The 15436-nt window shown below is 54.7% G+C and carries 12 protein-coding genes and 1 riboswitch; of the genes, 2 read left to right on the top strand and 10 right to left on the bottom strand.

The annotated features are described in order from the left end of the window. Positions 1-6: 6 nt before the first annotated feature. From C7382_RS00770 to nrfH, 6 genes are all read right to left on the bottom strand, one after another. The gene (locus tag C7382_RS00770) at positions 7-1035 is read right to left on the bottom strand and encodes a FecCD family ABC transporter permease (protein WP_116678406.1); all 1029 of its coding nucleotides are present in this window, start codon (positions 1033-1035) and stop codon (positions 7-9) included. Then, positions 1032-2207, bottom strand: a complete 1176-nt coding sequence (locus C7382_RS00765; protein WP_116678405.1) for an ABC transporter substrate-binding protein — start codon at positions 2205-2207, stop codon at positions 1032-1034. The genes C7382_RS00770 and C7382_RS00765 overlap by 4 nt, the downstream gene beginning before the upstream one ends. A 149-nt stretch (positions 2208-2356) precedes the next feature. Then, positions 2357-2566: riboswitch (cobalamin riboswitch) on the bottom strand. Between the two features lie 126 nt (positions 2567-2692). Beyond that, on the bottom strand, positions 2693-3505 hold the full coding sequence (locus tag C7382_RS00760) for a cytochrome c biogenesis protein (RefSeq protein WP_116678404.1): 813 nt from the start codon (positions 3503-3505) through the stop codon (positions 2693-2695). 5 nt (positions 3506-3510) lie between these two features. Then, the gene (locus C7382_RS00755) at positions 3511-4785 is read right to left on the bottom strand and encodes a cytochrome c biogenesis protein ResB (RefSeq protein ID WP_116678403.1); all 1275 of its coding nucleotides are present in this window, start codon (positions 4783-4785) and stop codon (positions 3511-3513) included. 79 nt (positions 4786-4864) lie between these two features. Beyond that, entirely contained in the window at positions 4865-6361 is a 1497-nt protein-coding gene (gene nrfA, locus C7382_RS00750) for an ammonia-forming cytochrome c nitrite reductase (protein WP_116678402.1), read from the bottom strand. Continuing rightward, entirely contained in the window at positions 6358-6993 is a 636-nt protein-coding gene (gene nrfH, locus C7382_RS00745; RefSeq protein WP_116678401.1) for a cytochrome c nitrite reductase small subunit, read from the bottom strand. The genes nrfA and nrfH overlap by 4 nt, the downstream gene beginning before the upstream one ends. Before the next feature lie 469 nt (positions 6994-7462). On the opposite strand from nrfH, the gene C7382_RS00735 reads away from it, so the two are divergent. Then, the gene (locus tag C7382_RS00735; RefSeq protein WP_116678399.1) at positions 7463-8149 is read left to right on the top strand and encodes a 5'-methylthioadenosine/adenosylhomocysteine nucleosidase; all 687 of its coding nucleotides are present in this window, start codon (positions 7463-7465) and stop codon (positions 8147-8149) included. Positions 8150-8173: 24 nt separating this feature from the next. After that, a complete protein-coding gene (locus C7382_RS00730; RefSeq protein ID WP_116678398.1) occupies positions 8174-8653 on the top strand; it encodes an S-ribosylhomocysteine lyase in 480 nt (159 codons plus the stop codon). A 25-nt stretch (positions 8654-8678) separates the two neighbouring features. On the opposite strand, the gene C7382_RS00725 is transcribed toward C7382_RS00730, so the two are convergent. The 4 genes from C7382_RS00725 to C7382_RS00710 are packed head-to-tail and all read right to left on the bottom strand — an operon-like array spanning position 8679 to position 15417. Further along, positions 8679-9350, bottom strand: coding sequence for a M15 family metallopeptidase (locus C7382_RS00725; protein WP_116678397.1), 672 nt, complete (start codon positions 9348-9350; stop codon positions 8679-8681). Between the two features lie 14 nt (positions 9351-9364). Continuing rightward, on the bottom strand, positions 9365-10588 hold the full coding sequence (locus C7382_RS00720) for a Cof-type HAD-IIB family hydrolase (RefSeq protein WP_116678396.1): 1224 nt from the start codon (positions 10586-10588) through the stop codon (positions 9365-9367). A gap of 21 nt (positions 10589-10609) precedes the next feature. After that, entirely contained in the window at positions 10610-12385 is a 1776-nt protein-coding gene (locus C7382_RS00715) for a TonB-dependent receptor (protein WP_116678395.1), read from the bottom strand. 47 nt (positions 12386-12432) lie between these two features. Next, a complete protein-coding gene (locus C7382_RS00710) occupies positions 12433-15417 on the bottom strand; it encodes a tetratricopeptide repeat protein (protein ID WP_116678394.1) in 2985 nt (994 codons plus the stop codon). Between the last annotated feature and the right edge of the window lie 19 nt (positions 15418-15436).

The following is a 15436-nucleotide window of genomic DNA, read 5'->3' as shown; positions in this document are numbered from 1 at the left end:
TCAGGCTCAGAAGATTAGACGTTTCTTGCGATTGCGCGCGATGGTCCAGATCACGACGGGCGCACCGATCATCGAGGTAATGGCATTGATCGGGAGTACAAAGCCTCGCCCGGGCACTTGCGTAATGATGTCGCATATCAGCATCAAGAGAGCTCCGCACAGCATCGTTCCGGGGAGTAGTATGCGGTAGTTCGAACTCTTGAAAGCCAAACGGGTAAAATGTGGCACGGCGATACCGAGAAAGGCAATGGGACCGGTAAAGGCCGTTATCGTCCCTGTGATCACACTGGTGATGCCTATCATGATGATCCGGTCGCGCTCGACACGAATGCCCACGCTGCGAGCATAGTTTTCTCCGATGCTCAAGGCATTCATATATTTAGGCATCAGCATAGAGAGGAAGAGCCCGACAGAAACGATGGGGATCATCAGAGAAAGTTGCCGCCACGTGGTGCCTGCCACACTGCCGAAAGACCAGATGAGATAGCCTTTGAGCATCTCGTTATCCGAGAAGAACTGAAGGATGGAGATAAACGAGCTGGCCAAGAAACCGATCATGACTCCCACGATGAGCACAGAGACCATATCTCTGAGCCATGCTGCCACCACGGATATGAGCATGAGGACAAGCATCGAACCGATGCACGACGCCAAAGCGACGCCCCATGTATCAGCCGAACCCGTCTGCAAGCTGATGCCGGGGAGAATGGCAAAAGACATGATGTAAAGAGCCACCCCAAGCCCCGCCCCACTACTGATGCCGAGGATGGAGGTATCGGCGAGCGGATTGCGGAAGAGGCTCTGCATCTGCAATCCCGCAATGGATATGCCTGCACCAGCAAAGAGTGCAGTCAAGGCTTTCGGGAGGCGGAAGTTGCGGATAACATAGTCTTTGGTCTCCAGATCGCCCCTGCCGCTCAGCGCAGACAGCACGTCGGCAGGCGATATATCCAGGCTGCCCCACACCAAATCGGCGATGAAAGCAGCGATCGTCAGCAGGACGAGCACGGTGAAGATGAGCGTAGTACGAGTCATGAGCGTGGGAGTTCTATCCAATAAGAGGTCTCATAGTCGGGCAGAAGCTCCGGACGTGTGATCTTGATGAGGTCCTTCAGCAGGAGATCGGGACGATACAGTCCGCTCTCCCAATAGTCGTTACCGCCATATTCGTTGACACGTTTGCGGTCGATAAAGATACGTCCTTCCTTGGCTGCGTCGAAGTGCCCATAACGCTCGTTGAGAGCAAGGAAGTCCGCCATTGTATGGATGTTGCCCATCATCGTGCATATCCATATTTTGTCATGGCGATGGCGACTGAATATGTACTCGAAGCTGCATGGCTGACTGCCCACTCGGTCTGCTGCATAGTCGAACTTGATCCCCGCATCTCGGAACATAGCTGTCGTGTAGCTATGTTCTCCTGGTAGATACCACGTGCCGCTATAGTCCTGCCCGTACATGACGGAAATGGGAGTAGTGGTACCAGCCACCAATTGCTGTGCTTCGATATAATCTGCTTCTATCCGGCTGAAAACTTCGTCTGCCAGACTGTTACATCCGAGTAGCATGGCCGTGAGCTTCATCCACTCTGCCCGACCGAGCAAATTCCGCTCCTTCCATTCGTTGTACAAAACGGTTTGGATGCCGGAAGCTACCAGCTCCTCATCCTTATCCGAGACGTGAAAGAAATCTTGCAACAAGACTTCGGGGTGCAACCCCGCTATCTGCTCAATATTCTTGGTCATACCGGCTCCTATTTCCAGCACCAGCCCTTGATCTATTCGAGCCCGAATATCAGCGTTGCATACACTGTTTAGATTGATACAGCCCACCAGTTTATCCACTTGTTCGAGTAACGGGAGAGAACCGATCTGTGTCGTCGCCAGGCAAGCGATGCTGCGAGCCGGCACAGGGATGTAAGCCACGTTGCGACCCGCTACCGTAGGAGTTTTTTTGTCGCGGGGATAGAGGATATAAGTAGCCATCGTATCGGGTTTGTCCGGATGGAATACATATACTGTCTTGTAGTCGGGACCGTTGACGACCTCGATACCTTTGGCATATTTGAATTGAACAAGGAAATGGAAGTCGGCGGAGTCGACGGCCACAGTAGCGGTCTCAGAGCGTTCGCTCTTCGAGGAACCATTACAAGAAAAGAGCGTGATCGCAATCAACGCATAGATGAACCATCCAAAACCTTTGGACATAAGTCGGATCGTCAGTTGGGTCCCGAGTCGGTTCGAATAGATTCGCGATCCCCTGTTGCCGTGGCAGTCAGTCGTCCGATCAGAATCAATTCTCTTCGACCCGAAAGAATTAATACTCTGCAGGGCAACACCGCAGCTTTGTCGGCGCTACTCCTTCGTCACATTCGGCAGGTCTTCCGACTCGGTCTAAATCGCTACGCCTTCCCGCTTATCAGCAGTGGCTTTTCGCTTCGGTAGCGACAGATACGACCATACGGCTACGGGGATAGTTTTGGCCTTGCACCAAATTCCCTTTTAATCACTCGGCACTTTTCCCAAGGGAGGGAATGGCTTTGCGAACCGAACACATGGACTGATTTTCCCGAGTTTGGGGACGCCCCCATAAGGGGATCCACCTTCTCCGTGAAACTCAATCGGCAACAAAGATAGATACTGGTATCGTTATAACCAAAAATGGAAGATATTACATCCCCTTAATGCTCAATTCAGGAATACGTGTGGATGCTGGAGCCTTGGGCAGAGGGGAGATAATTGACACCGTACCAGCATATCTGTAAGAATAAAAAGCTCATAACGAGCAAGACGATAGAGACTGCAAAAGCTCGCGGACGGTACAGACGGTGATGCATATAGAGCAGATAGCTGATCATCGTGATGGCTGCCCAAGTCTCTTTCGGGTCCCATTCCCAATAAGTACCCCATGCCTGCTTCGCCCAGATGGCACCCAATAAGAGACCTATCATGAGGAAGGCCACACCGGAGTAAACGAGATTATCGGACGTATGCATGAGGAGATCTTCCTTCATCGGAACGCCTCTGCGCTTATTGATCAGGAGGTAACACCCGACCAACAAAGCTGCACCGAGGAGCGAATAAGCCACGATGTACGAGATAACGTGGGGAACGAAATAGGGACTCTCCAGTGCCGGCATCAATGTCTTATTGTGAATGTCCGGCTTGGCCAGATTGATAATCATGAAAACAGTGGAGAGAACGGCCGAGAATGGGAGAATCCATTTATAGCCCCAGCGCATGTACACAATAATACCGGCGACAATGAGGAAGAGCGAATACCACAGACGCGTCTCTCCCATCGTCCTGAGCGGCGGACGCTCCAATGAGTGCCACATACCTCCGATGAACAAGGCTAATACAAGCACGGCCAGCACAGCCGCGACCAAAGCCCATGTGCGACGCATATACATGGACGACACTGCCGATGCTACAAGCAGTAGCATGGTGGGAATGGCGAAAAATGCGAAGTGATTCCAATCAAGGAACGGTAGTATATCCATCATAATCGTCAGCTTTTATCGTGTTTCGGAGGGCTCAGGAAGAGCAAGATGGCGCCGGAGAGCAGCATACTGATGCCCGCATAAACGCCCAAGAGCCAATCATCCTTGACCAGTTCCAATTCGGACATAGTGCTCCAACGTCCTTGTTCGCGGTCGTAATTGAGTTGATATATGTACCATCCCTTATACCGCAACGGCTTATTGACGAGAATGGTGGCGCTATCAACATCCCCATTGGCAGCATAGAGATTGACGTGTGAGCTGTATTGCTTCGGTTCTGGCTCCGCCATGACGAGCGAGAGACTGTCGGTGAGCGTCAGACTACGGTAGGGCAAAAGGTGACTACCGGATGACACCCAACCACTGACTACCTGTCGAGGTTCGCTCATGGAGACAGCTCGTACTCGCACGGACTGTACCGCCCCTGAGGATCGGAACTCACGGAAGACAATCGTGTCCCGCGCTATGACGGCTGCCGAGTACGGCAGGTGCTCCTGCACCTCTATCTGCCAACCATCTATTGTCCCGCTCAGTGGTGCATGATCGACGGAGAGATGCGCGGGGCGGGACAAGGGAATAGGCTTGCCCGTGCTGTTCTGAATAACCATCAGCTTGGGAGGATATTCCTCTATTTCGAATTTCTTGAGTTCGATGGCGATGGGCAGCTCTTCGATCGCCTTGGTCTTCTCATTGATCCCTCTCCACTCGGGATACTCCGCATCGGTGAATATCTGCATTCTATACCGCTGCATATCAGCAGCAGCCATGAGGCCAAAGAAGAGGACGCAGAAAAGTCCGGCATGATTCAGCAAGAAAGCCGCATCGCGAAGGCGAAGCTTCAATCGCAGGATGCGGTCGGCCGTGACACAACCCAACACCAAGAGAAAGTATAGGTAGAGCAGCAGGAAGTACCAGGTTGAGAGCATAGAGCTGAGGCCCAGACTGTGGATGGGATGTCGCAAGCCGGTACTCATTTCGGGAGTTACCTGCTTGGTGAGTCCCATCACGAGGAGCAGCACCAACAACCCTCCCATCGAGGTGAGCGAAGCCACATAACCCGAGAGGAAAGAGAAGCGCCGCGAATGACTTCGCCGCGCTTTCGATCTCAGGATGCTCCACAAGAGAATGCAGAGGATGAGCAGCCCTCCTCCCGCGATATTCAGCGGATAGGCAAAAGCAATAGCCGGCACGGGGCCGACTATCAATTGTAATAAGATACCTACCAGAACGAGACCCAATATGAATAGAGCCCCTTCCTTGTATCCGAAGCGTTCTTGCCACATATGGTTTAAGGTGAGTATTGCAGATCCTTACTGCGTTCGGTGCAGTAAGGGATCCGCAATGATTAATTTGTCTTCGGCTCTATCTGGCAGCGACCAAACGTCCCTTCTCTTTGGCTTCCTTGAGCCACTGAGGAATGACGGTCTCGATGAACTGTTTCTTGTTCTTATGCAACTTATCCATGTCGAGGCCGATGTACTTCTGCGCCTTCTCTTTCGTAGAGATGTCGGGCATGGGAACTTCCTGCGTGTATCCGTGACGAGCCAGCACTCGAGCCACCTCTATACGCGCTTGCATGGCTCGCTCCAGTCCGCTACCGAGTATGCGAGTGATTTCTTGGGGAGCATGGAACGATGCGCCATGAGAGGCCACGGCATAGTCCCAACGCCATTGCGACTGGCGGATATACTTGAGTACGGGCTGCATTTCTTGCTCCGTGACACCCTTGCCCCAGGCAAACTGTGCTTCAATGTGCGCCTTGGCCAATTCGGTCTCCAGCTGGTTGCGTATCTCATTGGCCTTGCGCTGACGGTCATAGACGTTCTGTCGCAGCACTTCTTCGCTCTCGCGGTGACACACTTGGCAGGTGCGATCCATATGCGCCAAAGGACTCGTTATGTGGTGATCGCTGAACTTCACACCTCCCTGACTGATGTAGGGCATGTGACAGTCCGCACACGATACGCCGCGCTGGGCGTGGATACCCTGCTGAGCGATCTCGAAGTCGGGATGCTGTGCCTTGAGAATGGGTGTGCGACTCAGCGTATGGATGTAGTCGTAGTATTCGGATTCGTCATAGTAGCGCTCTATATCCTCCATCGTCGTACCCTTGTCCCACGGGAAGGTGAGGTACTTGCCATCTCCCTTGAAGAAGTATTCTACGTGACACTGGGCACAGACGAGCGAGCGCATCTCCTGGTGCGTGGCTTTGGTGATGTCGCGACCTTGACGTTGGAAGGCCTCTACCAATGCCGGACGAGAGATGTGCAGATTCATTGTCTCGGGATCATGACAGTCCGCACAGCCGATAGGATTGACCACCTCGCTGCCGAATCGGCTCCACTTCGTCTTGTAAAATTCGTCCACACCCACAGCCTGCATCAGACGAGGCACGTCGGGACTCTTACAAGTCCAACAGGTGGCGGGCTGCATATCGTCAGCTCCATCTATGCCGGGGTGCCCCGTACGCAGCGTGCGGCTCATGTCTTCGATGGCGTGCATGTGACCGCGCGGTGAGGTGTATTCGCGGGAGAAAGCATAGCCGGCCCAGAAGATAACCATATTGGGACGCTGCGCCAGCACATCAAGCGCCTGACTACCGTTGAACTCGGATCGGAATGTCGTGTCGGCAGTCTGTGTCCACGTCTCGTATTCGCGGGGATAATTGCCCTTGTACATTTCGTTACGCGATTCGAAGGGGGCAATCTTATCTTTTTTGTTGGCATAGATGCTTTGGATCTCGGCGCGTCGCTCCGTAATCGAAGCCGCCAATAATCCCAAGCAGAATACTATAACCATGGAACCTCCGAATAGAAGCCAGCCTTGCCAAGGCTTCAGTTTGCGTTCTTTGTCCTTCATAAAGCTCTTGATTGTTTAGTTGATTCTTTCTTGCTGATGTGCTCTCTCAGCCACCGAGGTACGGGGGACTTCAGATAGGGGATGAGACTGTTGGACGTGGCACTGAGGCTGTTCTTGCCCATGTGTGGCACGTCGCGGTGACAGTCCCAGCACGCCTTCTCTCCCCCGTGGCGTATGTCGGCCTTGGAGAGCATACCGCTCTGCACAAACTCTTGGTTGAGCTGAGCATGGCAGCGGACGCAATTGTCATAAATGACGGCCTGACTCGCCGGAATGGCCTGCATGCGCTGAGGTTCCTGACGCATCGTGAAGACGTAGGAGTGTCGCAAGCCATCCGAGGCTTTGAAGTAGTATTTGCTGAAAATGTTGTTGTGAGGCACGTGGCAGTCGCTACAAGTGGCGCGACCGTTGTGGGAGCTGTGTTGCCATGTGGCGTAGTAGGGTCCCATCACATGACAGTTGATGCAGACGGTGGGATCGTCGCTCAGGTAGCTATAGGCTCGTGACATATATACCAGGTAGGCGCCCAAGCCAACAAATGCGCCGGCAAAAACGAGCGCAAAGATTTTGTGCCGGTTGGAATGGAGCAGGTTGTTTTTCGTCCATTCCTTTATGGAGTTAAGCCATGTCATGGAACACAGAGTTTAATTGATAATCTCGCTTTTCCGGGGTCTTCCCTCCCCTACTTTGTTCTATCTCTCGATCGCTGCTTTACATTTTTCTGCCATTTACTGACAGTTGTACACTCGCAAACATAGAAAATAAACATGGATTTTGCAACACTTTGGATGAGTTTTTTGTTCAGAGTCGGACTGACTATCAGTTTTTTCAGACCAAAAACGGACGAAACATCGCGCCAAAACAAGCACAGAAGTCACGCCATTTCTTTTTTGTTTTGGCGCATAATTATTTCCTAAATGGCGCCATTTCGGGGAAATTTATGCACGTATATTCGCCGCTTTTTGGTGCGATGTTTCGTCCGTTTTTGGCCTCAATCTATTCTCTTCATGCAAGGAGGCGCGTCCTCCTGCGGACTGGGGATAATCCGTACCTTTACCGTTCGATAAGAATCGGAACGCAAAAAGCATCAAAAACAAGAGTATGAACAAGACGATCGGCATCGTGGTGGCGATGGAAAAAGAGATGCGTCTGCTGCCCGACATCCTCGCGGACAAAGAGCGGATAGATGCCCCTTCTTTCCATGCCGTCGTAGGAATGGTGGGAGACAACAAGGTGATCTATGCCCTCAGCGGCATCGGCAAGGTGGCGGCAGCCGTGTGCGCGGCGGAGCTGATCCGGCGTTACAGTCCGGACTTCCTCATCAACGTGGGGGTAAGCGGCGGAATGGGAGATGCCGTGGAGCTGCTAGACACCGTCGTGTCCACTGCCGTGTGCTATCACGATGTGTCGTGTGGCTGCGATGTGGCATGGGGGCAGGTGCAGGGCTTCCCGCTTTACTATCCGGTGTCGGATGGTTTGCTGACGATTATCCGCTCGCTGTCGGTGCCGGTGCGCGAAGGCCTCGTATGTTGTGGCGACCGCTTCCTCTCCTCCTCCGAGGAGCAGGACTTTGTGCGTCGCACCTTTCCCGGCATCAAGGCCGTGGATATGGAGTCGGCAGCGGTGGCGCAGACAGCCTACATCTACGACACCCCCTTCATCGCCATGCGCGTGATCAGCGACATAGCCGGCGAGGGACACGACAACTACGCCGAATACACGGCGTTCTGGCGAACGGCTTCGCCGTCCACATTCGCCGTTTTGGAATCACTACTCAAAGCGATATAACAACAGACTAATCACGATAGAAAAATGGAAAAGATACCCAGCTTTCAGTTAGATCACATCCGCCTCAAGAGGGGCATATACGTTTCGCGCAAAGACTATGTGGGAGACGAAGTCATCACCACGTTCGATATCCGCATGAAGGAACCCAACCGTGAGCCGGTACTCGGCGCACCGGAGCTGCACACAGTGGAGCACTTGGCAGCGACTTATCTGCGCAATCATCCCGATTACAAGGATCGCATCGTTTTCTGGGGGCCGATGGGCTGCCTCACGGGCAACTATTTCCTCATGCGCGGCGACTATACATCACGGGACATCCTCCCGCTTATGCAGGAAACATTCCGCTTTATCAGAGATTTCGAGGGGGAAGTGCCTGGGACGGAACCCCGAGACTGTGGCAACTGCCTGCTGCACAACCTGCCGATGGCCAAGTACGAGGCGGAGAAGTATCTGCGCGAAGTGCTGGATGTAGCAACGGAGGAGAATCTGAACTATCCCGACTAAGGCTCCCTTATTATCTACGCGGGTCTCAAAAGTCGAGTAAACGATAGTGTGAGCGCGTGTAGCTCATGCTCTCGCGAAGCTCGTAGTGCCACCATTCGCGACGATAGGGTACGAGTCCGACGGCGCGCATGATGCGCAGGAGAAGTCGGCGATTTTCCACGGCTTGGCGGCTGATCAGTCCACTTGCAGCCAAAGCCTCTTCTTGGCCGACGTGGGACGCGTGGCCAAAGTGATCCACAGGCGTACCCATATCAAGCGGAATGCCGCTGCTATCGGCGATAGTGAGATCGACCGCCACGCCGAAATTGTGCCGTCCGCCGCGCTGCCCGCTGGCTACATAGACGGCATGAGCCGTACCTTTTACACAGGCATACATACGACGCTGCACGCTTATCGGGCGTGCAGCGTCTTTTATTAGCAGGGTGTAATGCGGGTATTCGCTGCGCAGGAGCTGCTGGGCGCAACAGATGCGCTCGGCAAAGCGCGGCTCGAAGTAAGCCTTGTCGAAGTCGCCATACAGATCTTCACCCACGAAGTTGTCCGTCGTGGCATACATGAGCGCCACGCGGATGGTCGTATCCAGACTATGAATATCCACACACCCGCGCCGGAGGAAATCTTCTTCGGTGAAGCTCTGCGCGTGCAAGAAAGCCGAGGCCACGAGGAGCATGGCTGTCAATCGGGACAAACGAAGCATCCGTGCGGAAAGACTTAACGCTGCTTCAGTATCGTATTGAGTACCCTACAGGTACAAATCAGCTTGCCGCTCTTGGTCGAATAGATGTTGATGCTCCAGACGTGCGTGCTGCGCCCTTGGTGCATGATGGTAGCTTCGCCGCGAAGGATGTCGCCTTCGAGTGCAGAGGAGACGTGGTTGCCGCTCACTTGCAGCCCCACTTGTATCTCGCCGGGCTTGCATAGCGCAACCGAACCGAACCCCGCAAGCGTCTCAGCCAAAGCCAGACTCGCGCCGCCATGCAGGATACCCATCGGCTGACGGGTGCGAATATCGACGGGCATGGTCGCTTCCACATAGCCGCTTGCGATCTTCGTGCAGCGGATGCCGAGGCTGTCCATGAGCGTCCCCGGGACGATACTATTGACGTCCTCCACGGAGAAGGGCACCTCTTCGTATTCATTGAGGATATGCTTCTCGATAAGATGCGCCACGCCACTCTCTTCGTTGCTCGTCGTAATGTAGTCGGCGCAAGCTTTCACCGCTTCGCGGGCATTGGCCACTGCCACACCCAGTCCGGCAAGCTGTATCATCTCCACGTCGCAATAGCTGTCTCCGACCGATATTAGTTCGTCACGAGAGAAATCGAGCTTGTCCAGCAGATCGGAAATGGCCTGAATCTTCTGCACCTCTACCGGCAGACATTCGAGGAGCGTCTCGGACGAGCGGAAGATATTCAACCTGTCGCCGTAGTCGCGGCGCATCACCACTTCCATTTCGGCGATCTTCTCCGTCGTGCCGACGAAGGAGCATTTGATGACGTCGGCGGATGTCGGGCGTTTGGGAACGAGCGGCTGGCAACAAATCTCTGCCTCTTGTATCGCGAGCGGATCTGCAGGGGCCGTAGCATAAATGGAATCCTTGCAGAAACTCAGCAGGGTCACGCCTTCGGCGAGCGCACGCGCCTCCAACTGATCCACCAACGACGATGCCATGCGATGCGAAGCAATGGTTTTACCCGAGCGGCAGTTCACGACCTGTCCGCCGTGATAGGGAATGAGGTAGCCGCTGTATTCGCTTAGCGAAAGTTCCTCCGCCAGTGGTTTGAGGGCTGCGGTAGCGCGACCGGACGTCAGCACGACACGGATCCCCAGATCTCGCTGGATGGCGATCAGGGCATTACGATTCTCTTCTGTCAATTCACACTTGCCATTGAGCAAGGTGTTGAATACATCTACTACAATAATCTTATATTTCATTGCAAATAGCGTGTGAGAGGATTAAAAAGTCCAGTTAAATCCTACGAAACAATGGAACGGCTGCACGGGATAAAAGCCAATCACTTCGCTCGTCTCCGTCAGTACATTATCGAGCTTCAAATAGAGACCGAAATTCGGTTTCAGGTTGTACGAAACGTGCGCCGTCAGCAGGTGCGCGTTCTTGATGGGAGCAGCAACCAATCCGTTCGACCCGATTTCGTACCGTGAGCGTCCGTTGAGCTGCGTGTATCCCAGTCTGATGTCCAATGGAGAGATGGGACGGATGGCAACTTCACCCTTGAGGATGAGTTTGGGTTGCATAGCGGGGATGATACCCTTCTCCAGAGTCCAGTCGCCGTATGATGCATCGAGGAAGAAGCGAAGCATGTCGCGATAGGAGTACTCCGCCTTGGCGCCGGCTCGCCAATTGCTGCCGTCGGCATAAAGTGGCAGATAGCTTACATTGTACTGATACACTTCCGACGGATTGTATGCAGGGAGCGTAGGCGTATAGAATGCGGCTCCCTTCAGCAAGGAGTAGTTGCCATAAAGCTCCAGCCGCACGGCGTTCGCGATGCTGCCGGCTATGCCCAGACGGCTTGTGATGGCATTCCGCGTCGGGAGGACAATCGAATTGGGCATGAGATAAGGCATCTCTTCGCGCATGACATCGGCCAGACCGTTCTGCCTGATGCCTCCGAATACTTCTGCATACAAACGCCAGGAGGAGGCGAAGTTGAATGCCGCGTCGAGCTTGGGCCAGAAGAAGAGGCGGCTCTGCGCACCGAATTGTGCCGATACGCCGGCTCCCGCTTGTATCCGCCAGTTGAAATTCTTCTCTCCTCCCGCGAGAGTAAGCGTCGGCGTCCCTTCAGCGTAGTAGATATGCTTGTCGGTGAAGGTCGTCGGCCCCGTTTGCGTCGGTTCGTTGTCGTGGGAGTAGAACATACCGCCGACACGTCCTGCCACACCCAATACGAGATTCTCCGACAGCGATTGCTTCATGGCCACGCTAAATTCGGGCGTATGCTCCGTGAGCGGATGCATCGGATCGTCCCCCATATAAGGAATCGAGCGGAAGAAACGATAGTCCAACTTGGCATCGATGAAATCAGTCTTCGCGCCGAAGTAGGCGTGCACGTCGTGCGTGCTATTATCCATGATCGGATTGTTGTCCGAGGTGTTCGGCGGCAAAAGGTTGATGAGCAGTAGCTGCCCACGGCCGTAGTGGTTGAAGTAACGGTTCGTATAGTCCAGTCCCGTGCTGAGGGAGAGCGTCCCTTCTTGTCCGTAGTGAATCCCCGCCACCATTTGGCGCTCCTTCCTGTCTCCGGCATACGCTTCGGTCTCGAAAGCCGACTTTATCCCCAGATAAGAGACAAAGAGATTGAGCTGCTGCTCTTCCGTGTTGAGGAGATGATAGCCCACGTCGAGTCGCTGGTTAAACGTATGTCCCACTCCTATGTTCAGGTAGCCGGGGCAGTTAGTGTCATGCGATTTCGACAGGGGCGGGAGGTTGTTTGTGCCCGAAGCCGTTGCCGCCGGTGTGAATCCGAATGTGCGCCGGTTATATTCCGGTTTGAATGGCTTGAGCTGCGGTTCCTGCTTGCGATAAACTGTTGGCAGCGGGTCGGCACGCTCCATTTCCACGGTCTGGTCATTGACGATCGTCAGTTCACGGCGTAGCGTATCGACGCGCTTCTTGTCGGGTGTATGCGACGACTGTGCAGCAGCCGAAAAACAGGCCGAAGAGAAAGCGAACGCCATTAGGACAGTTGCATATAGGGGATATTTCATGTTGGTGTCGTTTATGTTAATGGTTCGACGAAGCATTTCTTCCTGTATCAAAGACGATCCGCGATCATCTCGTGAATGTCGTCATCGTGATTGGGATAGTTATTCAGCAAACTCTCTAGATACTGTCTGGCTGTGAAGGTGTCTCCCTCCTTGCGATATACATCGGATAAGAGGATGAAGCCCCTTGCAAGCCAATACTGATGAGGCGTACTCTTCGCGATGAACTTTTCGAGTATCGCCTTGGCACCCGCAAGCCGTTTGGCCTCCATTTCCATTTGCGCCTGCATCACTACGGCCTCCGCGCCTTCGATCGTGGAGAAGTCCTGTGCAAGAGCCGTGTATTCCTTCAGCGCCTCGGCGTTCTGCTTGAGTGCCTGATGGCTTTTGGCCCGGACGAGACGGAGCGGCCGCGGCATATCATCTTTGGGCAGCCCGTCGAGTGCAGCCAAGGCAGCGCGATAGTCTTTCGATGCGTAAGCAGCTTCGGCCAAGCCGCCGACAGCCTGATCGCGCACCGCTTCGGCTCCGTCCGTGTCGAGAACGGATTGATACGTCTTCATGGCAGCCTTGTACTCTCCCTTTTCATGTTGCATGCGTCCGAGGCGTAGCCGTGCATCGATCTTATAATCCTCGGGCAGTCCCGCATTCCCCACGAGAGACGTGTATCGTGCGTAGGCTGCTTCCAGATTGCCTGCTTGGTAGTCCAAGTCGGCAAGGTATAGCTCCGCTTTGTGTCGGTCGCTTCCCTGCGGATAGCGGCTGAGGTAGTTTTCCAAGTCGCGGCGTGCGTCAGCCTGATGGCGACGGTATTTGCGCTCGGCAGCGAGGAAGGTCAGCTGTTCGGTTTCGGACGGAGCCACCGTCACTTTCCCGTCGAGACCGCTGACGTAAGCCGAATACTCGTCGATGCGATCCTCTTCCAGATAGATGGAGCGCAGATCCGCGAGAGCCACTGCCGTCTCTTCGCTTCTGGGATAGCGATCGATGATGCGTTTGTACGTTCTGATGGCGTCCTGTGTACGCCCCGTATTATAATAGAGCAAGCCCAACTGCAAAGACGATTGTCGCGCTTCGCGGCTCTCGGGACTTTTCTTTACCACTGCATTGAAAGCCTGCTCCGCAACGGCATTCTTGCCGCTGAGCACAGCTCCGCGACCTTTTTCGTAGAGAGCCGTCGTGAGATGCCGGCTGTGAGGGAAGTCCTGTATGAGTTTGTCCAGCGTTGCTATCTGTTCGTTGTACTGCTTCGCCAGCCCTTCCAAGCGCGCACGTCGCAGCAAGACATAGTCACCGCCCGAAGGATAGGCACGATAGGCCGCCGAATAAGATTCGCGTGCTCCCGCAAAGTCGCGCTTCATATAGCGGCAGTCGCCGATGCGCGCATGGGCGTCCGCCATCAGTTCGGGTGCTCCGTTGTTGCGGGAGACGTACTCGCGGAAGGCATCCAGGGCACCGTCATATCGCTCTGCATTGAAGAGGGAGTAACCCAGGCGATAATAGGCTAACGGCAGATTGGCAGCGTCGCGATCGCTGCCGGCTGTGGCGAGATAGGCACGGTAATCGGCCGCGGAGGCGTCAAACGCGTCGGCTCGGTAGTGCAGGCCGCCTCGGAGGAAGAGCGCTTCGCCGTAGTAATCTCCTTTATTGCCCAGAGCGATGCTTTTCGTAGCGAGGGAGAGTGCCTCGGCATCATAGCCGGCAGCTTCGCGCTCCGCGGCCATACGGCTGAGGACAAATTGCTTGGCCGCCAGGATGGATTCCGTGGGACGGCTTATTTTCTCGATGGAACGGAGCGACGAAGCATAGTCCTTGCCCGTATAGTAGGATTCCGTGAGGATGGAAGCCATTTGCTCACGATAGGAAGAGCGGGGAAACTCGTTGAGGAATCCCTCCGCCACGCGGACTGCCTGCCCGAAGCTCGACTGCCCCGTGCTGCGCATCAGCATGGCCATATTGTACATACCCACCTCCCGCACAGGCTTCGACACCTGCTGCGTCGCTGCCATTTCGAAGGCTACGAGGGCTTCGCTATGAAGGCCTTCCGATAGTCGTGCCTGCCCGAGATAAAGAGCTGCTTCTGCGCCCAATTCTCCTTTGTCGGCGGTTGCAGCCGCGAGGGGACGCATCGACTCTGCCATCATTCCCTGCTTGAAGTACGTAACGCCGAGTGCGTAAGCATCGGCCGGCGCGATGCGGTCGCCCACTTGGTTGCTGTAGGATGAGAGGTAATCCATCGTCTTCTGCGCGTCGCCCAATCGGTAATAAGCGTTGCCTGCTACGCGTAAGAGCTGGGCGCGATTGCGCATTGCAGCAGAGCGAGCCATCAGGCGGTCGGCTATATCCGCCGCCTCGCGGTTTTCTCCACGCAGTAGATGTATTTCGGCCGTGTAAGCAGTCGCATCGTCGGCAAACTTCGGTCGCTCGCGCAATGCAGCGAGTGTGCGCTCTGCATCGCCGAGGCGTCCGTCCTCGATCTGCATCGAGGAGAGGAAGATAAGGGCCTGACTTCCCATGTCGCCCTTGTTTTTGGCCGCACCGATGAGCAGTTGTTCGGTGAGCGCATCGCTCTGCCCGTCTTGCATCCTCAGATAGGCGTAGTAGAGGAGGTAAGCCGCCAGATCCTCATCGTCGAGCGTGAGGTCGTCGATCTCGGGGAAGATACTGCCCGCACGCCGGTAATCCTCCTGCTCCACGAGCAGACGCCCGAAGGCCAGCATCACGCGGGAGCGGTCCAGCGACTCGGGGAAACGCTCGAGGAATGCACCTGTCGCACTCGCCACAAACGACGGATCCACGCCCGCCATATATCGCGCCACAGCGGTGTAGTAATCCGCTTCGATGGCGTACTGTCTGCCGCCTTGCTGCTCGTAGCGACGGAAGCGATCCAGCGCGCCGATGTAATTGCGCTGTACGAACATTTCCTTTCCCTCATGGAAGAGATGTTCGGCAGGCTCCGCCGCCTTATTTTGCGCCCCGACGGGGAAAATCATGCTGCCGCCCAGTAAGAGTGCGGCCCATATCTGTTTTTTCATTGATTTGTCTATGTTTTTC

This window comes from Porphyromonas loveana, from assembly GCF_003096695.1.
In the GTDB taxonomy this organism is placed as follows: domain Bacteria; phylum Bacteroidota; class Bacteroidia; order Bacteroidales; family Porphyromonadaceae; genus Porphyromonas; species Porphyromonas loveana.
This window is presented reverse-complemented; position numbering and strand designations above follow the sequence as displayed.

Excerpts from the sequence above, each read along its gene's own strand:
- C7382_RS00770 (WP_116678406.1), bottom strand. The coding sequence starts at position 1,035 with ATGACTCGTACTACGCTCATCTTCACCGTGCTCGTCCTGCTGACGATC.
- C7382_RS00765 (WP_116678405.1), bottom strand. The coding sequence starts at position 2,207 with ATGTCCAAAGGTTTTGGATGGTTCATCTATGCGTTGATTGCGATCACG.
- C7382_RS00760 (WP_116678404.1), bottom strand. The coding sequence starts at position 3,505 with ATGATGGATATACTACCGTTCCTTGATTGGAATCACTTCGCATTTTTC.
- C7382_RS00755 (WP_116678403.1), bottom strand. The coding sequence starts at position 4,785 with ATGTGGCAAGAACGCTTCGGATACAAGGAAGGGGCTCTATTCATATTG.
- nrfA (WP_116678402.1), bottom strand. The coding sequence starts at position 6,361 with ATGAAGGACAAAGAACGCAAACTGAAGCCTTGGCAAGGCTGGCTTCTA.
- nrfH (WP_116678401.1), bottom strand. The coding sequence starts at position 6,993 with ATGACATGGCTTAACTCCATAAAGGAATGGACGAAAAACAACCTGCTC.
- C7382_RS00735 (WP_116678399.1), top strand. The coding sequence starts at position 7,463 with ATGAACAAGACGATCGGCATCGTGGTGGCGATGGAAAAAGAGATGCGT.
- C7382_RS00730 (WP_116678398.1), top strand. The coding sequence starts at position 8,174 with ATGGAAAAGATACCCAGCTTTCAGTTAGATCACATCCGCCTCAAGAGG.
- C7382_RS00725 (WP_116678397.1), bottom strand. The coding sequence starts at position 9,350 with ATGCTTCGTTTGTCCCGATTGACAGCCATGCTCCTCGTGGCCTCGGCT.
- C7382_RS00720 (WP_116678396.1), bottom strand. The coding sequence starts at position 10,588 with ATGAAATATAAGATTATTGTAGTAGATGTATTCAACACCTTGCTCAAT.
- C7382_RS00715 (WP_116678395.1), bottom strand. The coding sequence starts at position 12,385 with ATGAAATATCCCCTATATGCAACTGTCCTAATGGCGTTCGCTTTCTCT.
- C7382_RS00710 (WP_116678394.1), bottom strand. The coding sequence starts at position 15,417 with ATGAAAAAACAGATATGGGCCGCACTCTTACTGGGCGGCAGCATGATT.